This window comes from Kosakonia sacchari SP1 (assembly GCF_000300455.3).
In the GTDB taxonomy this organism is placed as follows: Bacteria; Pseudomonadota; Gammaproteobacteria; order Enterobacterales; family Enterobacteriaceae; genus Kosakonia; species Kosakonia sacchari.
In genome coordinates this window covers 2,839,418-2,856,096 of sequence record NZ_CP007215.2, presented here as the reverse complement: position 1 = coordinate 2,856,096, position 16,679 = coordinate 2,839,418, and the positions used below count along the sequence as shown (strand labels likewise).

General features: G+C 49.9%; 17 protein-coding genes and 2 pseudogenes. 6 read left to right on the top strand and 13 right to left on the bottom strand.

The window, feature by feature from the left end; genetic code table 11:
• Positions 1–116: 116 nt before the first annotated feature.
• The 5 genes from purB to rluE form a co-directional block, all read right to left on the bottom strand.
• Positions 117–1,487, bottom strand: coding sequence for an adenylosuccinate lyase (gene purB, locus C813_RS36450; RefSeq protein WP_017456463.1), 1,371 nt, complete (start codon positions 1,485–1,487; stop codon positions 117–119).
• A gap of 19 nt (positions 1,488–1,506) precedes the next feature.
• The gene (gene hflD, locus C813_RS36445; RefSeq protein WP_017456464.1) at positions 1,507–2,136 is read right to left on the bottom strand and encodes a high frequency lysogenization protein HflD; all 630 of its coding nucleotides are present in this window, start codon (positions 2,134–2,136) and stop codon (positions 1,507–1,509) included.
• 73 nt (positions 2,137–2,209) lie between these two features.
• On the bottom strand, positions 2,210–3,316 hold the full coding sequence (gene mnmA, locus C813_RS36440) for a tRNA 2-thiouridine(34) synthase MnmA (RefSeq protein ID WP_017456465.1): 1,107 nt from the start codon (positions 3,314–3,316) through the stop codon (positions 2,210–2,212).
• A 55-nt stretch (positions 3,317–3,371) separates the two neighbouring features.
• Positions 3,372–3,830 carry an NUDIX hydrolase gene (locus C813_RS36435; protein ID WP_017456466.1) on the bottom strand — a complete coding sequence of 153 codons (459 nt, stop codon included), beginning with the start codon at positions 3,828–3,830 and terminating at the stop codon, positions 3,372–3,374.
• A 14-nt stretch (positions 3,831–3,844) separates the two neighbouring features.
• The gene (rluE, locus tag C813_RS36430; protein ID WP_025263644.1) at positions 3,845–4,492 is read right to left on the bottom strand and encodes a 23S rRNA pseudouridine(2457) synthase RluE; all 648 of its coding nucleotides are present in this window, start codon (positions 4,490–4,492) and stop codon (positions 3,845–3,847) included.
• Between the two features lie 185 nt (positions 4,493–4,677).
• Between rluE and icd the strand changes: the two genes are divergently transcribed.
• Complete coding sequence (icd, locus tag C813_RS36425; protein ID WP_017456468.1) at positions 4,678–5,928, top strand: NADP-dependent isocitrate dehydrogenase; 1,251 nt, start codon at positions 4,678–4,680, stop codon at positions 5,926–5,928.
• A gap of 90 nt (positions 5,929–6,018) precedes the next feature.
• Here icd and C813_RS46835 read toward each other — a convergent pair.
• The 3 genes and pseudogenes from C813_RS46835 to C813_RS36415 form a co-directional block, all read right to left on the bottom strand.
• Positions 6,019–6,117, bottom strand: a pseudogene (locus tag C813_RS46835) (hypothetical protein); the annotation flags it as partial.
• 150 nt (positions 6,118–6,267) lie between these two features.
• Positions 6,268–7,005, bottom strand: coding sequence for an ankyrin repeat domain-containing protein (locus C813_RS36420; protein WP_017456469.1), 738 nt, complete (start codon positions 7,003–7,005; stop codon positions 6,268–6,270).
• A 1-nt stretch (position 7,006) separates the two neighbouring features.
• Positions 7,007–8,425, bottom strand: coding sequence for an alpha/beta hydrolase family protein (locus C813_RS36415; RefSeq protein ID WP_017456470.1), 1,419 nt, complete (start codon positions 8,423–8,425; stop codon positions 7,007–7,009).
• Positions 8,426–9,010: 585 nt separating this feature from the next.
• Between C813_RS36415 and C813_RS46415 the strand changes: the two are divergent.
• From C813_RS46415 to tolA, 3 genes and pseudogenes are all read left to right on the top strand, one after another.
• Positions 9,011–9,169 (top strand): annotated as a pseudogene (locus C813_RS46415) (NADP-dependent isocitrate dehydrogenase); the annotation flags it as partial.
• 156 nt (positions 9,170–9,325) lie between these two features.
• Positions 9,326–9,820, top strand: a complete 495-nt coding sequence (locus C813_RS36405; RefSeq protein WP_017456473.1) for an anti-virulence regulator CigR family protein — start codon at positions 9,326–9,328, stop codon at positions 9,818–9,820.
• Positions 9,821–10,117: 297 nt separating this feature from the next.
• Positions 10,118–10,540, top strand: coding sequence for a cell envelope integrity protein TolA (gene tolA, locus C813_RS36400; protein WP_238593030.1), 423 nt, complete (start codon positions 10,118–10,120; stop codon positions 10,538–10,540).
• Between the two features lie 58 nt (positions 10,541–10,598).
• Here the strand turns inward: tolA and C813_RS36395 are convergent, their stop codons facing one another.
• Both C813_RS36395 and C813_RS36390 read right to left on the bottom strand, forming a co-directional pair.
• Positions 10,599–10,838 carry a DinI family protein gene (locus tag C813_RS36395; RefSeq protein ID WP_017456475.1) on the bottom strand — a complete coding sequence of 80 codons (240 nt, stop codon included), beginning with the start codon at positions 10,836–10,838 and terminating at the stop codon, positions 10,599–10,601.
• A gap of 161 nt (positions 10,839–10,999) precedes the next feature.
• Positions 11,000–12,160 carry a type I restriction endonuclease gene (locus C813_RS36390; RefSeq protein ID WP_017456476.1) on the bottom strand — a complete coding sequence of 387 codons (1,161 nt, stop codon included), beginning with the start codon at positions 12,158–12,160 and terminating at the stop codon, positions 11,000–11,002.
• 746 nt (positions 12,161–12,906) lie between these two features.
• On the opposite strand from C813_RS36390, the gene leuE reads away from it, so the two are divergent.
• Both leuE and C813_RS36375 read left to right on the top strand, forming a co-directional pair.
• On the top strand, positions 12,907–13,545 hold the full coding sequence (gene leuE, locus C813_RS36380) for a leucine efflux protein LeuE (protein WP_017456478.1): 639 nt from the start codon (positions 12,907–12,909) through the stop codon (positions 13,543–13,545).
• Positions 13,546–13,562: 17 nt separating this feature from the next.
• Entirely contained in the window at positions 13,563–13,853 is a 291-nt protein-coding gene (locus tag C813_RS36375; protein WP_017456479.1) for a hypothetical protein, read from the top strand.
• 62 nt (positions 13,854–13,915) lie between these two features.
• On the opposite strand, the gene C813_RS36370 is transcribed toward C813_RS36375, so the two are convergent.
• The 3 genes from C813_RS36370 to C813_RS36360 all read right to left on the bottom strand — a co-directional run bounded on the left by C813_RS36370 (position 13,916) and on the right by C813_RS36360 (position 16,410).
• Positions 13,916–14,230, bottom strand: coding sequence for a PTS sugar transporter subunit IIB (locus C813_RS36370; RefSeq protein ID WP_017456480.1), 315 nt, complete (start codon positions 14,228–14,230; stop codon positions 13,916–13,918).
• 108 nt (positions 14,231–14,338) lie between these two features.
• Entirely contained in the window at positions 14,339–14,809 is a 471-nt protein-coding gene (locus tag C813_RS36365) for a GNAT family N-acetyltransferase (protein WP_025263643.1), read from the bottom strand.
• A gap of 56 nt (positions 14,810–14,865) precedes the next feature.
• Positions 14,866–16,410: a methyl-accepting chemotaxis protein gene (locus C813_RS36360; RefSeq protein WP_017456482.1), complete on the bottom strand. Its 1,545-nt coding sequence runs from the start codon at positions 16,408–16,410 to the stop codon at positions 14,866–14,868.
• Positions 16,411–16,679: the final 269 nt, after the last annotated feature.

Sequence of the window (16,679 nt, the reverse complement as noted above, 5' to 3'; positions counted from 1 at the left end):
TTGATATAAATAGTTTAACGCTGATTGTGGTGCGCAGGGGATAAACATTTCTTAAACCGGGGGAGAAAGAAACCCTCTTTCGCGGCGGAAAGAGGGCTAACAGCAACGGCGGGGGATTATTTCAACTCATCAACCATAGTGATGGCACGACCAATGTAGTTGGCCGGGGTCATCGCTTTCAGGCGCTCTTTTTCGTTTTCCGGCAGCGCCAGGCTGTCGATAAACTGCTTCATGCCTTCGGCATCAACGCGTTTACCACGCGTCAGCTCTTTCAGTTTTTCGTACGGTTTTTCGATGCCGTAGCGGCGCATTACGGTCTGGATCGGCTCGGCCAGCACTTCCCAGTTATGATCCAGCTCGTCGAGCAGGCGGTCGCGGTTCACTTCCAGTTTGCTCACGCCTTTCAGCGTCGACTGGTAAGCGATCAGCGCATAACCCACGCCAACGCCCAGGTTACGCAATACGGTGGAGTCGGTCAGATCCCGCTGCCAGCGGGAAACCGGCAATTTGCTGGCCAGGTGCTGCAACACGGCGTTGGACAGCCCAAGGTTGCCTTCTGAGTTTTCAAAGTCGATCGGGTTAACTTTGTGCGGCATGGTTGAAGAACCAATTTCGCCGGCGATGGTTTTCTGCTTGAAGTGGTTCAGCGCGATGTAACCCCACACGTCACGGTCGAAATCGATGAGGATGGTGTTGAAACGCGCCATGCAGTCAAACAGCTCGGCAATATAGTCATGCGGCTCAATCTGCGTGGTGTACGGGTTCCACTGAATACCCAGCGAGGTGACAAACTCTTCGCTGAACTGATGCCAGTCCACTTCCGGGTAAGCGGCGATATGGGCGTTGTAGTTGCCGACTGCGCCGTTGATTTTGCCCAGAATTTCCACCTGGTTAAGCTGGCGGAACTGGCGTTCCATGCGGTAAGCCACGTTCGCCATCTCTTTACCCAGGGTCGACGGCGTTGCCGGCTGGCCGTGAGTACGGGAGAGCAGGGGGATATCACGGTACTGAACGGCCAGATCTTTTACCGCCTCGATGATCTTGCGCCAGTACGGCAGGATCACCTCGTCGCGCGCGGTTTTCAGCATCAGCGCGTGAGACAGGTTGTTGATGTCTTCTGAGGTGCAAGCGAAGTGGATAAATTCAGACACGGCGTGCAGCGCCGGGATATCAGCCACTTTCTCTTTCAGGAAATACTCCACCGCTTTTACGTCGTGGTTGGTGGTGCGTTCGATGGTTTTGATGCGCGCGGCATCTTCTTCGTTGAAGTCCTCAATGATTTTATCGAGGTAACCGTTTGCGTCGGCAGCAAAAGCAGGAACTTCCTTGATCGCCGCGTGGGTCGCCAGTTTTTGCAGCCAGCGTACTTCAACCTGAACGCGAAATTTCAGCAAACCGAATTCGCTGAAGATGCCACGCAGTGCGCTGACTTTATCGCCGTAACGTCCATCGACAGGGGAAACGGCGGTCAGGGAGGATAATTCCATAAGTCACAACTCCGGGAGGTTAACAATGAGCGAGAATGTGTTTGGCCTGCGTCGACAGGCGATTTCGGGAAAACATTAACTGTAGACGACCGCCGCCAACCTGGTGCCACAGCACCGCAGCGCGGATACCGGCCAGCAAGGTGGCGCGGACTTTCGCCTGCACCTGCGGGCTTTGCAGCACGGCAGGCGAGCCGGTGACCTGAATACGCGGTCCCAGCGGGCTGATAACGTCGACATAGATGGCGGCCATCGCGCTAAGCAGGGTTTCTGACTGCAGGTCAAAATGCTCAAGCTGGCGTTGTAAGCCAGCAATGCGGTTACCGAGCGTCTCCATCGCGCCTTTGCTGGCAGCGAGCTTACGCTCCAGCACCATCATACTGAGCGTGTAGCGGGTCAGCTCACCGTTGAGACCCTGGCGGTTGCTGGCGTTCAGCACGCCGAGCAGCGTTTCCAGCCCGGTGCGCAGGTTGGTTTCGCTGCCGCCAAAGACGCCTAAGGTGGAGTCTGGATTCAGGTCGATTACGCTATTTAACGAGACATGCAGCGCGTCAGCGTCACAGTGTCCCTGGTGCGCCAGTTGCTGCACCAGACGAGCCGACTGGCAAATTCCCGCCAGCGCCAGGGTAATATCGTAATAGTTCTTCGCCACACTCACTCCTTTATCTGCCCGTCAACACATCGTTGCTGCGGGCGTTGGCCAGTCCGGTTGTGCAAAAGGTCTTTTAAAGGGGCAGCGGCAGACGCTGCTCAATAATTCCGCCACCGAGGCACACTTCGCCCAGGTAGAATACCGCTGATTGCCCCGGTGTAACCGCGGCAACCGGTTCATCGAAGCGCACATCAATGCGATCATCATCCAGCGCGGTAACCGTGCAGGGAATATCTTCCTGGCGATAACGCGTTTTTACCGTGCAGCGCAGCGTGCCTTGCAGCGGCTCGCGATCAACCCAGTGCAACTGTTGCGCAATCAGCCCGACAGACATCAGGCGCGGGTGATCATGTCCCTGGGCGACAATCAGGATATTGTTTTCAACATCTTTATCGACCACGTACCACGGTTCTTCGCTGCCTTCTTTGGTCCCGCCGATGCCCAGCCCTTTACGCTGGCCGAGCGTGTGATACATCAGCCCCTGGTGCTCGCCGATCTCTTCACCGTCAACGGTGAGGATTTTACCCGGCTGGGCGGGCAGATAGCGGCCAAGGAATTCGCGGAATTTACGCTCGCCAATAAAGCAGATACCGGTCGAGTCTTTTTTCTTCGCCGTCACCAAACCCAGTTCTTCGGCGATTTTACGCACCTGCGGCTTTTCAAGTTCGCCGACCGGGAACAGACTTTGCGCGATCTGCTCATGACCGAGCGTATAAAGGAAGTAGCTCTGATCCTTATTGCCATCGAGACCGCGCAGAAGACGGCTTTTGCCGTCAACGTCGGCGCGGCGCACATAGTGGCCGGTGGCAATATAGTCAGCGCCCAAATCTTCGGCGGCGAACTCAAGGAAGGCTTTGAATTTGATCTCTTTGTTGCACAGGATATCCGGGTTCGGCGTGCGTCCGGCTTTATATTCAGCCAGGAAATGCTCGAACACGTTGTCCCAGTATTCTGCAGCGAAATTGACAGTGTGAAGCTCAATACCGAGCTTGTCGCAAACGGCCTGCGCGTCGGCAAGATCCGCCGCCGCAGTGCAGTATTCCTCGCCGTCATCCTCTTCCCAGTTCTTCATGAACAGGCCTTCCACCTTGTAACCTTGTTGTTGCAACAGGTAAGCGGAAACGGAAGAGTCGACACCGCCGGACATGCCGACGATCACTTTTTTTGGGCTATCAGACATAGAATACTCGCGACTAAGAACTTCAGGGCGGCGTATTCTAGCACGGGCTGGCGGCTCAGGCATCCCCTGTAAACGGCCAGTTAAATTCTGCGATGGTTTCCAGCGGCAGGCGCTTGCCCGTCTGGTAGCAGCGAATGCTCTCCGCAACCAGCGGCGAACGCAGGTTTGAGGCGTTGAGGATCTCGTCGGCGGTGACCCAGTGGCAGCAATCGATGTCGCTGTCATGCGGCTCAGTGGCGCACATTTCGTTAAGCTCGACGGCAAACAAAAAACGCAGGAATGGGGTGCGATCCGGTGCCAGCCATTGGTGCATGCGGATAAAATGCTGCGGCTCGGCGTGAATGCCGGTCTCTTCCCACAGCTCACGCTTTGCTGCTTGCAGCAGGGTTTCGTCGGCTTCGAGGTGGCCTGCGGGTTGATTCCACAGCGCCTTGCCGCGAATGGTTTCTTCAACGACCAGAAATTTACCCTGCGCGTGTACCACGCAAGCGACAGTCACATGGGGTTTAAACATCATAGCCTCCCTGATTAAGCGTCACGCCATTCGCCTGTAGCGAGATTATCCAGCGTGTAGTTTCCCATAGCGTAGCGGATGAGGCGCAGGGTAGGGAAGCCAACATGCGCAGTCATGCGCCGCACCTGTCGGTTACGTCCCTCATACAGGGTGATTTTCAGCCAGGCTGTCGGAATCGATTTGCGCTCGCGAATCGGCGGATTACGTGGCCACAACCAGCCCGGCTCCTCGACGCGTTCAACGCCTGCTGGCAATGTCGGACCGTCGTTCAGTGTCACCCCGGTACGCAGCGCTTCAATTGCATCCGGTGTCGGTTCTCCTTCCACCTGCACGTAATAGATTTTGCCGGTACGTTTGCCCGGCTGCGTCAGGCTTGCCTGTAATGCGCCGTCATTTGTCAGCACCAGCAGCCCTTCGCTGTCGCGATCCAGGCGGCCTGCGGCGTAAACACCCTGTACCGGAATAAAATCTTTTAGCGTGCTGCGTCCGGCTTCGTCGGTGAATTGCGGCAAAACATCGTAGGGTTTATTGAACAGAATCACGCGTTTTGGTTGGTTTTGTGGTTCAGACCTGGTGGCTTGTCGTGAGCTGAATCGCTTAAGGCGGTGATTTCTAAAAGAAGTTTTGTTCATGGTATTTTCAGTAGTTATCAATTGCCGCATTATAGCTGAATCACGATTGCCTTTCATGGAGCCTGAGTATCGGTTAGTATGTTCGGGCTCATTACAATTCATTAACAAAAACGGTTTGCTCTGTGTGAATCACGTAACAGGTGAGCGGACGCAGTCTGAGCGCCCCGGCATGAAGTCAGCGAGCAAACAACCAGAAGCGCTCGAAGGAGAGGTGAATGGAAAGCAAAGTAGTTGTTCCGGCGGAAGGTAAAAAGATCACCCTGCAAAATGGCAAGCTCAACGTTCCGAATAATCCGATTATCCCGTTCATTGAAGGTGACGGTATCGGCGTGGACGTGACCCCGGCGATGCTGAAAGTGGTGGATGCCGCCGTGGAGAAAGCCTATAAGGGCGAGCGTAAAATTTCCTGGATGGAAATTTATACCGGTGAGAAATCTACCCATGTTTACGGCCAGGACGTCTGGCTGCCGCCTGAAACACTTGATCTGATTCGTGATTATCGCGTTGCGATTAAAGGCCCCCTGACCACGCCAGTTGGCGGCGGCATTCGTTCCCTGAACGTTGCGCTGCGCCAGGAACTGGATCTGTACATCTGCCTGCGCCCGGTACGTTACTACGAGGGCACGCCGAGCCCGGTAAAACACCCGGAACTGACCGACATGGTCATCTTCCGTGAAAACTCAGAAGATATTTACGCGGGTATCGAGTGGAAAGCCGACTCTGCCGATGCAGAGAAAGTGATCAAATTCCTGCGTGAAGAGATGGGCGTGAAGAAAATTCGCTTCCCGGAACATTGCGGTATTGGCATCAAACCGTGCTCCGAAGAAGGCACCAAGCGCCTGGTGCGCGCCGCGATTGAATACGCAATCACTAACGACCGTGATTCTGTAACGCTGGTGCACAAAGGCAACATCATGAAGTTCACCGAAGGCGCGTTCAAAGACTGGGGCTACCAGCTGGCGCGCGAAGAGTTCGGCGGCGAGCTGATCGATGGCGGCCCATGGCAGAAAATCAAGAACCCGAAAACCGGCAAAGAGATCATCATTAAAGATGTGATTGCCGATGCGTTCCTGCAACAGATCCTGCTGCGCCCGGCAGAATACGACGTTATCGCTTGTATGAACCTGAACGGTGACTACATCTCCGACGCCCTGGCGGCGCAGGTTGGCGGTATCGGTATCGCTCCTGGTGCGAACATTGGCGACGAGTGCGCGCTGTTCGAAGCGACTCACGGCACGGCGCCGAAGTACGCAGGTCAGGACAAAGTGAACCCGGGTTCAGTGATCCTTTCTGCGGAAATGATGCTGCGTCACATGGGTTGGGTTGAAGCGGCTGACCTGATCGTCAAAGGCATGAGCGGCGCGATTAACGCCAAAACCGTGACCTACGATTTCGAACGTCTGATGGAAGGCGCTAAACTGCTGAAATGCTCAGAGTTTGGCGACGCGATTATCGCGAACATGTAATCCGCCTTGCGGGTTAAACAAGAACGGGAGCCGGATGGTTCCCGTTTTTTTTATGGACTGCAAAAAATCTTCCCCAAAACTGGACAGAAATTAATCCCTTTTCGTACTGACAATTGTCCAGTCTTTACCGCGATCGTCATTATATTTATCGGTCATTTTTCTTGATTTATGACCCAATAAATTCTTCGTACAAAATTCTTATGCCTAAAATCCGGATTATATTTCTCACCAGCGCGTTACCAGATGTGAGATAAAAAGTGCTGTTGGAATCGCACGATCAGTAGGCATTTCCCTCACCCGGCAGGACCCAACACCATACATTTGGAACTTGCCAGCAAATCATTGAGGCATGCTGTTAAGTTTCTCTCTTAATTCTAGTATTTTATTGTAGTATTCAGTACCTTGCTTAATCTGCTGCAGATGTCTATCAACCATCTGGCTGAAAGAACGCCCTTGCTTATTCACTGGGTTAGGGTTAGCTCCGTGCTCCAGCAAAAAGTCAACTTTATCCAAATCGGCTTTAAAAAAAGCGTCAACAAGCGGAGTATTACCCAAGGTATCTAGGATATTTACATCGGCACCCCGTTCTATTAACAATGCAAGCGTGCCTGTATTTTTTGAATTTAATGCTGAGAAAATAAGAGGAACATTTAATAATTTATCGCGAGAATTTGGATCAAGCCCGCCGTCGATAAGCGCTTTAAGCCAGATATCTTTATCTCCCATCGCCATCATTTGTGCAGGAGTGCCTGGCATATTCGGTTGAGCTTGCTGGGGATCTGCACCAGCGCGTACAAGCTCGGTGACAATATCTAACCTTTTTTGAGCGTTGCCGTTATACATGGCCTCATTAAGCGCAAAAAAAAGCAGAGTCAGTTGTTCATTTCCTGGGGTGTTCAGATCAGTCACTTTTGACAGTCGAAGAACTGATTCACTGTCTGCAACCTGGATAGCCTTAGCCAGAATCAGTTGCGGGCCAGAAAAATATTTTTCAGGTTCTACCTTTTTCATATCATTACACGCCGATAAAAAAACAAACAGAAAAGAAAAAAGCATCACGGATGCGAGTTTTTTCATGCTAAACCCTACTTTTAATGATTCTAATATCCTCATCCTTTTGTACCTCAATGCAGTCTATTACCTGTACCATACCGTGTTTGTCCAGCATGCTTCCAGTACCGCCAGCAAGCTCGGTTGGTTTACCTATCGCATTAGGTAACATATTTGAAGCGCCTGCTTTTAGTGCAAAAAGGGATGTGTCAAAATTCGCATCTGCCAGATCCTCAATGCTCACTTCCTGAATTTTAGTCAGCATCTCTCCATTAACTCTGTAGGCGGATATTGCAGAGCCATCACCCATAAGTTGGGCACCATATTTTTCAACCGTATCGTGATTGAGCCCTGCGGCATTGAATGTCCACGTTTGCTGACCGCTGGCCATCCCGGCTGCAGAAGCTAGTCCACCGCCAAGAGAATGACCAGCTATGTCAATTTTGCTAGCATTTTCTGCAATCATGCGACCAATATTTACTGCTTTTTCATAATATGATGAGTTAAAGCCTGCTCCCTGAGCAAAGTTATTGCCCCAGTCGGCCATTTTATCTGGTCGCGTCCCTCTGAAAACAACTGTTGGATTCATATCATCTCCAAAGACATATGTGTCAGGGGCATAAACGCGACTAAAAAAATTGGGGTCAACCGACTCGTCAAACAACATCTCGCGTTTTAAGCCAAGAGAGGACAATGCATTCTCATCATTACTTATATCAACCCACCCCTCAGGCACATCCGGCATAGATTCGAGAGCATTTATGGGCTGTCCCGCACGTCCATAAATATTCTGCGCAAGCTTAGCCTTTTCAACCGCCACATTATTTTCTGCCAGCCGGTTAGCTGCGGTCTGCGCATCGGGATACACGCTACGCTGGCCTTTACTGATGAGATTTTTTCTCTCCTGCCAACGCTCGGCTTTTGTGAGCGGGCGAGTGGGCCCATCCATTCGGCTACGACGGCCGCCACCCGAGCTGGGTTCTTCACCTCGCATGGGTGAATTAGTGCGCGTAAATTGCCCTTGAGGAATATCTGTTGGAGGGGGGCGTTTTCCGAATGTACTGACCATTTCTTCATATCGGCGGGTGATAGAGCTGACAGGATAAGTAACGGACAGGCTCGTCGAAAAAAGCTGAAGGCGTCCTTCATTATCAATAAAGAACAGGGCTGTCACCGGGGACCACAAACGGAAACTGTCATCAATAGCCACCATAGTGCCACATTCAAGATCGACTGCAACGGCAGTACGTATATCCCGACCAGACTGATTGGGATTTGCGCCGCTACGTGAGCGAAGCGTGTCCTGACGGCTTAGCATCGTGCTTACCGAAGAGGGAGGCATCATTCTGATTCTTTGCAATGCAAGTTGAGGGTGGATAATGAATGAAAACCGCCACGGAGCGACTTTATCCTCAAAAATATACGTCAATGACATGTAATTTGTCATGATATCGGCTCCCGGTTCACGCCATTCCATTTACGGGTATGCATTGTTCTCCAGAAGAGAAATAATTGCTCTGCGGGACGGAGGCCGCAGTCTGGTCGCTGGCAAACTCCTGCCCGGTCGGATAAAGAAGTATATAAATTCGAAATTTACAGTAATGACGCCAAAAGTCGCCTACCAAGACCAGTGGGTATGGATACGGGGGATCCACATACACGCAAACAGCATCAGTACCTGGTTCGGCTATTTCCTGGTAAGTGTTATGGGGACGTTTGGTCGGCTCGGAAGAATTTGAGTCCTCGCGCCAGAGCCCATGAAAATGGGTTAAACGGACTCCCACGAAGCGAACAGCTACTTACGATAAGTCGTGTTATCGCAGGTTTATGCACTGGTTTATAAGCGCATGTTGGTCAAACCCGACGCATAAGCGACAGGCTATGTTGTGCCAAAAAGTGGCTATCAAACCCCAAAAACAACTTTTAACAATCACGGGTTATCAGTCAGCACAAATTCAATGTATCAAAAGCAAAGATCGGTTATTTGTTAATTTTATCTATACAATAACAATGATCTTATTAACCAACATAGCGCCACATGGGCTGGGTTGAAGCGGCTGACCTGATCGTCAAAGGCATGAGCGGCGCGATTAACGCCAAAACCGTGACCTACGATTTCGAACGTCTGATGGAAGGCGCTAAGCTGCTGAAATGCTCAGAGTTTGGCGACGCGATTATCGCGAACATGTAATCCGCCTCGCGGTTTAAACAAGAACGGGAGCCGGATGGTTCCCGTTTTTTTATGGTTATATATCAGCCTAATTAAAAATAAGCATCCGCTATATGGTTGAGGTAATAAACATTATTTATTCTAATAATGTGTGCTCACTTTTGAGGTATAAAGATCATGTTTAAACGTCGCACTCTTAAGGCTGCATTTGCGGCGGTGATTTCGTTGGCCCTATTTTCCGCGCCTGTGTTCGCAAATCCTGGAAACGGAAACGGAAACGGAAACGGAAATGGAAATGGAAACGGCGGTAATGGCAATAGCGGTAACCATGCTAATAAAGGTAATAACCCTTCCTCTGATGAGCAGGTTAACCGTAAAAACTATGGAAAGCCGGACCATGTTGAGTCAGATATCAGTGTCTCGCGCGCCCGGTCTCTTGCAGTCAACTACGGCCTGACCGGCTATCAGTCTCTCCCGCCGGGGATTGCGAAAAATCTTGCCCGTGGCAAACCTTTGCCTCCGGGAATTGCGAAAAAAGCAGTACCGGCATCCATGCTTGGTCAGTTGCCTTATTATCCCGGTTATGAGTGGCGCATTGTCGGAAACGATCTGGTTCTGGTCGCGCTGAGCACCGCTATTGTTACCGCGATCATCAACGGTGTTTTTGATTAACACGGCTCGCGTTTTACCTTCAAGGCCTCGCAATGTGCGGGGCTTTTTTATACGCAAAAAAAGAAAGTCATGAATTCTGTGAATGTTTAATAAGGTCGTTTTGCTATTGGAATTTGCCAGAAGAAAAGGCAACGATTGAAATTATCTTCTGCTGCTCAGTGAGTGCTACGTTTAGCACGATGACAGACGAGTAAAATACTTTTTTGACTTAAGGTAAATCCAGACCGCCGGAATATAATTGCCAGTCGCTATTTGTTAGATTGTCCTCGTTTATAAGACAAGCCTTACAAAAGGAAGATGATGAAAATTAACGCCGAACATGCGTTGCTATTGGTGACGTCATTATTACTCCTGGGTTGTACACAGACCGGTTCTGCAACGCAGCGCGCAGAGGCGAACGCTGAAGTTGATAATATGTTTGCCGGGTATAAAGGGACACAGGCAACTGCGGCGGAAAGCGATATCAACCACTATGCAGGGCAGATCAAATCGGCAATTGAGAACCACCTTTTTGAGGCGGGTCGTTACGCCGGAAAATCCTGTACGCTACAAATCAGGCTTGCTGAGAATGGCGCATTAGAAGATGCGCAGCAGACAGGCGGCGATCCTGCACTCTGCCGCGCGGGTATTACCGCTATCAGGCAAGCGAGACTCCCGAAACCGCCTTCCCCGGCTGCTTATGCGGCCTTCAAAAACGCGACGCTGGAATTCAAGCTCTAATGGGTAATACAAGTGAGCACAGATAAGCGGCACACGACTGCCAGTGCAAGGGGGAAAATTACTCCTGCACCAGCCACATGTCCGACTCTTCAAACATCTCCTCAAGCATACGGTTGAGCTTTTCACGATCGCTTTTGCTGGCGTCGCTGTTGAGGCCATTGGCCTGCATCGGTTTTACGCGCACATCAGCATCAGGAAAGATGCGACGCACACGTTTAGTCAGTTCTTCGAGGATAATCTCTTTAGCGCCGGGTAAACCCGCAACATTACGCTTGTCATAAACCAGTTCAACAAACACAAGGCAGCCCTTTTCACTGTTTTTTCGTACAGCACTTATACTGGATGAAAAGCCAGTATTCAAGTGAAGAATCCTTTTTCGTTCAACGAAGGTAAGATATTTGGGCCGCAGTGGAAGGCGTTGCACAAAAAATCCCGCACGAGGCGGGATGGTAGGCGAGGTTAATTGACGCTTTTTTTCTTTTTAAAGTTCTCATCGTTTATCACATGCTGGAACGAATCCAGTATCAAGCCTGAGATCCGTAATACATCTTCGGGATGGTCGAGATAGATTCGTGTGCCATCATGTTCCAGCCCCGCGCGTGCCACTTCATTTAGAGCAATAGTCGTCAATTCAATAGGCAACTGAATAGATGAGCGATTTTTCTTATCAAAATAACGAACAATCCAACGGTTGGTTTTTCCCTGATAGAGCACGCTGTAATACGACTCGGTATCTTTTGGCTGCAGATCTTTTTCCGGCCCGATAATCGAGACAATTTTTTCATATAGCGCGCGTTCATTATGCGTCGTAATAATGTTGGGATTGTCTGGATCGATATGATCCGCTTTTTCATCAATTGATACCGCTTCGTCGATGCCCTGGTTTGCCAGCTCTTCCCGGATAGGCTGATGGGCGGTAAGTCCGGAGACCACCATCGCGCTGACGGAACGCTGAACCGCCTCTCTTACCAGCGGGGTGATCGCATCAATAAATCGCTGATTGAGCTGTCGACCAATATTGGCGCGTGAGGCGACATACCGAACAAATTCTGAATCCACCTCTTTCAGGCTGGCAGTGATAACTTTAGAGAATGAAGAGATATAGACGCTCTCTTCAGCAAGCGTTCGTAATGCTTCCGGTTTGAATTTGTCGTGGCGAAAGCGGAAGAGTTGTTCGGCGTCTGCGTCGGTAATATCGTCCATGCGAATGCGCAAAAATGGCGTGGGATCCATAATGTTTTTTTCCTGCAGATCGGTAAAAAAACGCCACTCCTGGCCATTCGTAATCGCGGAAATTGTCACTTCTGGCGTGCAGTTAAAGTATCGGGAAAGCTGTGGGCAGTGATTATCGATTTTTTCTTTATACGGTTTTGCTTCGATGAACATGACAGGGACACCCTGGCAAAATAACGCATAATCAACACGTTCGCCCGCTTTAACACCGGGAAAGTCGGCGCCATATTCCGCTCTGACTTTTTGCGGGTCGTAAGCATTGAAGCCGAGAATATCTAAAAAAGGCAGGATCAGCGCTTGTTTGGTGGTTTCTTCCGTTGTGCAGTGAACGCCAACGTTTTTGACGTGCTCGATATGGTTTTTAAGTCTTAGTTTGAAGTTTTCCATTTCTTTCCCATAACCTTAGAGTGTGTAGTCACTCAAACAGAATCAACGATTTCGGGTTAATAATACCTGTCCGCATGTAGCTGCTATTTCAGTCTGGAACGAATTAACTCAATGCTTAAATGGTTACAACGCTCTTATCTTTTTAGTCAGCGTTTGCTAATGCTGAAAGTAATTCATTTCCTATGATTTTATTGCGCAGGAAATAAGTAATCTCACCAAGCGTCTGGATACTCCATGATCCAGATCATCATTGACAGATGAGTCAGCGCGAATCTTTATTTTCGATCGCGATAATGTTTGCGAGTTAACAAATTTGAATATGGATTCAATACCCATGGAAGAAATATCTCATCTTCAGGCCGATATATTTTAGCGCGGGTCAGTTCCTATGCTCGATTGTTTAAAAAACGGGTAAACCTGTGCCAATAGTCGGCAACAGCAAACAAGCCATGAAGCACACTATTTTTAGCGATCTGGTTCATGTCGGGCATGGCCGAATTTTCATCGATCGCCACTGAGGTTGCCTCCTCAGAGCCAGTGATAAAGATATCTACCCGCTTAATAATGAAGATGAGTATTAGCTTAATTAATTTCACTTAAAACCTGCTTTCGCCATGCACATAGAGACATTATCCGTTGAGCTAATCTACGCTTCAGCCGCATTTTGTGCGTACTCCTGTGCGCCGCTGCTGTGGTGTGGTACTGTTGTACCTATAAGCGGTATGTATTGTTTTACAGGAGTTGTTGTGTTTGCCGAATATGGAGTTCTCAGTTACTGGTCCTATTTTATCGGTGCCATTTTCATCATTTTACTGCCAGGCCCGAATACCTTTTTTGTATTAAAAACCAGCGTTGCTCATGGATTACGCAATGGCTACGTTGCAGCAAGCGCCGTGTTTATTGGTGATGCGGTCTTGATGTTTCTGGCTTATGCAGGCGTCGCCACACTGATTAAAACCACGCCGGTATTATTCAATATTGTTCGTTATCTGGGGGCGTTTTATCTGCTCTATCTTGGTATCAAAATGTTGTACACCACGCTTAAACGCGGCGCGAAAGAAGAGGGCGATCATGACGTGCATAAAGGCGATATCTTCAAGCGGGCGCTGATATTAAGCCTGACGAATCCGAAAGCGATTTTGTTTTATGTCTCTTTCTTTGTGCAATTTATCGACATTACCTATGCAAGACCTGGAATGTCATTCTTTATTCTCGCCAGTACGCTTGAGCTGATCAGTTTCTGTTATTTCAGTTTCCTGATCGTTTCCGGTTCGTATCTCACACAGTGGGTAAAAACCAGGGAAAAGCTCATCCGGTTGGGTAACTCACTATTGGGGCTCGTTTTTGTTGGTTTCGCCGCGCGCCTGGCGACGCTGCAATCCTGAACCCTGGGGCAATAGAGATGCGTTTCTACATCGCGACTTACCGAAATGCTTTCCGCCGAAGCCATACATTGAGCGGGAAACAACTGGCCAAATTTCTGCTTTATAGCATCGGGTTTTTTGCGCTGTTGATGGGGCTGTATCTGTTGGCGTGGCAAGTGGTGATTTATACACCGATGGTAGATTATTTAACCGCGCCAGGTGTGATGCAATTTTCAATTTATGCCGTTCATTTTTTCCAGTTTATCGTCTTGCTGCCCGTGGTTATCCTCCTTATGAAAATGGTGACCACTTATTTTTGTCGCAAATAATTATTCCACTGCAATGACCTGATTGCTGAAAAACCACGTCCGAAGACGTGGTTTCAACACGCTCACTGCGTTAATTCTGGCATATGATCCATCACAAATTTCAACACCTTCTCACCATCCATTGACGCGAAAGGATAGCTTTCAATGATGGCAATCGGTGCTTCTTCAGCAATATGGCGTTTGAGTTCATCAAGTTTGTACTGGATGTGCGGCGCAACCAAAAAACAGTCAAAAGCAGGGGCGACGCTGGCGAAATTATCCAGGCCGACAGCGCTGACGAGCAGGGGATAACCGTGCTCATTCGCCGCTTTTTGCATCTTTTTGGCCAGCGATGTGGCGGTATTGCCAAAAAGACAACATATTAATAGTTTTTTCATAGGTGCCTCCTGTGGTAATTGCGACCACACTATGCCCACTGTTGGCGAGAAAATGAGCGCAATATCCAGGTTTACACCATGTAATACGAAAGTTTATGCGGGCATGATTCAAAGCAGTTTATTCATGTTATAGCCGGTAATCTGGTAACCATTCGCTTCATAAACTTTCCTGGCACATTCGTTTTCGGCCGCCACGCGAAGTTTAATTTGCCGAATTCCCGCCGCACTAAGACTGGATTCCAGAGATTGCATTGCCTGACTTCCCAAACCTTTGCCGCGAAAGGCAGGCCGCAGGAAAAAATCATAAATAAAAGCGGATTTATCGATGAAGTCGGCTCTGTACCACAGCGATCCAACAATCTGTGTAACGCCATTGTCGACAAGCGTAATAGTCGTCAATGAATGGCCTGGCGTTTTCTGCGCCGCAGGCAAACTGGTTTCGATTTCACGCCTGGCTTGTTCTGTCGCCTCGGCGAGGGATAAACGATAATTTGCTGCAATTTCTGAAGCATAATCAGGGATGAAATAAGCAACAAAATCAGCGAATTCAGCCGCTGACATGGGACGTAACCGAATCATTTTCAACCTCAATGTATTCTCCGGGCGTTTTCGCCCGGAGTGCTCTTCGCAAAGGGTTAGCGAAACACCGATATCGCTTCCGCCAGGCGAATGGCCTGCTGGTTCATGCGACCGGTCGCTTCCGCCCCTTCTTGTACTCGTTGTGCATTCTGATGGGTGATCTTATCCAGATCCTCCACCGCCAGGCTGGCTTCGCTCAACGCTGAAGCCTGCTCGGCGGTTGCTGCGCTGATCTGAGCTATCAGCGAGGTCACATTTTGCACTTGCTCAACGATCTCCTTCATGGTTTTTCCCGCGTCGTCCGCTAGTTGGCTGCCAGAATTAACATGCGTAACGCTGTTTTCAATCAACTCTTTGATTTCGCTGGCTGCACGCGCACTGCGCTGCGCCAGACTGCGTACTTCTCCTGCAACGACGGCAAATCCTTTACCTTGCTCACCCGCTCGCGCCGCCTCAACCGCCGCGTTCAGCGCCAGAATGTTTGTCTGAAAAGCGATACTGTCGATAATACTGGTGATACTGGCGATTTGCCGTGAACTTTCCGCAATCGCCGACATCATTTCTATCATCTGGTGCATCACCTGGCCACCTTGCTGTGCGGCATCGCGTGTACCTTGTGACAAGGCGGTGACTTCAGCGGCGGTTTCCCGGTTACTTTTTACCGTGGCGGTTAATTCGTTCATCGTCGCGGCCGTTTGCTCAACGTTCGCCGCCGCCTGTTCTGTCTGGCGGCTCAGGTCATCATTGCCTTGTCGCAGAGATTCTGAGGCTTTCAGGACGGTCATCGCCTGGCCGCTGACATCATTGACCAGCCAGCGGAACATTAGCCCGAGCTGGCTTATCGCGCGCAATGTTATGCCGACTTCATCTACCCGATTCAGTTGATCCACTTGATGTGCTTCGCCGCTTGCCACCTGTAAAGCCTGGCGGCACAACCGCTCAATCGGGCGGACAATTTGCAGCTCCAGCCAGATATTGATAAACAGCAGCAGGAGCGCCATAAAACTGGCGAAACTACCCAGTTGACCGGGCGTCAGATCATGTCCCCAGGCAGCGGCAAGGCTGAATAACAGCGCGACGATCAACGCAGAACGCAGTCGCCAGCGCAGAGGCATGGTGACAAACAGAGAGCGCCAGCGCATCAGACCCGTGCGGATAATCAGCCCTTTATGGAAACGCCGGCCGTTCGCCTGGCCTTCACGAAACTGGCGATAAACTTCTTCGGCGGCAGTAACTTCCTCTGCCGCTGGTCGGGTACGTACCGACATGTAGCCCTTCACTTTGCCCTCGCGAATGACCGGAATCGCGTTAGCGCGCACCCAGTAATGATCGCCATTACTGCGGCGATTTTTTACCAGCGCAGTCCAGGGTTCTCCTTGTTGCAATGTCGACCACATATCGGCAAACGCCTGCTTTGGCATATCCGGATGGCGCACCAGATTGTGCGGCTGGCCTTTGATCTCCTCCAGCGAGAAGCCGCTGACATCAATAAATGCATCATTGGCATAATTGATGTAACTGTCCGGATCGGTGGTGGACATTAACGTTGCATCATTATCGAAAACGTACTCTTGCTGTGTAACGGGCTCATTGTTGCGCATAGTGAGTATTCTCGGGAAAAAGAAAGGGCATTGGATATTTCTAAATTCTTATATCTATTTACGGCATGGTTCACTCAGAGCTTTATATTTTTTGACACGCCTCTGATAACCGTAAAACAAAAAGAGGTTTTACGCCATAAACATAGGCATACAAAATAAACGTGCTTTAATTATGGTTGGGTAAAGAAAACATTATATATCTGGAATTTTTAGCGCCTGGTCAGAAAAGTCGTTTGTGAACACGCCAGATAGTTAGGGTGCTGACGAAT

Coding starts and splice junctions, on each gene's coding strand:
- icd (WP_017456468.1), top strand. CDS start 4,678: ATGGAAAGCAAAGTAGTTGTTCCGGCGGAAGGTAAAAAGATCACCCTG.
- C813_RS36405 (WP_017456473.1), top strand. CDS start 9,326: ATGTTTAAACGTCGCACTCTTAAGGCTGCATTTGCGGCGGTGATTTCG.
- C813_RS36390 (WP_017456476.1), bottom strand. CDS start 12,160: ATGGAAAACTTCAAACTAAGACTTAAAAACCATATCGAGCACGTCAAA.
- mnmA (WP_017456465.1), bottom strand. CDS start 3,316: ATGTCTGATAGCCCAAAAAAAGTGATCGTCGGCATGTCCGGCGGTGTC.
- C813_RS36415 (WP_017456470.1), bottom strand. CDS start 8,425: ATGACAAATTACATGTCATTGACGTATATTTTTGAGGATAAAGTCGCT.
- tolA (WP_238593030.1), top strand. CDS start 10,118: ATGATGAAAATTAACGCCGAACATGCGTTGCTATTGGTGACGTCATTA.
- C813_RS36360 (WP_017456482.1), bottom strand. CDS start 16,410: ATGCGCAACAATGAGCCCGTTACACAGCAAGAGTACGTTTTCGATAAT.
- rluE (WP_025263644.1), bottom strand. CDS start 4,492: ATGCGGCAATTGATAACTACTGAAAATACCATGAACAAAACTTCTTTT.
- C813_RS36375 (WP_017456479.1), top strand. CDS start 13,563: ATGCGTTTCTACATCGCGACTTACCGAAATGCTTTCCGCCGAAGCCAT.
- purB (WP_017456463.1), bottom strand. CDS start 1,487: ATGGAATTATCCTCCCTGACCGCCGTTTCCCCTGTCGATGGACGTTAC.
- C813_RS36370 (WP_017456480.1), bottom strand. CDS start 14,230: ATGAAAAAACTATTAATATGTTGTCTTTTTGGCAATACCGCCACATCG.
- C813_RS36420 (WP_017456469.1), bottom strand. CDS start 7,005: ATGAAAAAACTCGCATCCGTGATGCTTTTTTCTTTTCTGTTTGTTTTT.
- C813_RS36365 (WP_025263643.1), bottom strand. CDS start 14,809: ATGATTCGGTTACGTCCCATGTCAGCGGCTGAATTCGCTGATTTTGTT.
- C813_RS36435 (WP_017456466.1), bottom strand. CDS start 3,830: ATGTTTAAACCCCATGTGACTGTCGCTTGCGTGGTACACGCGCAGGGT.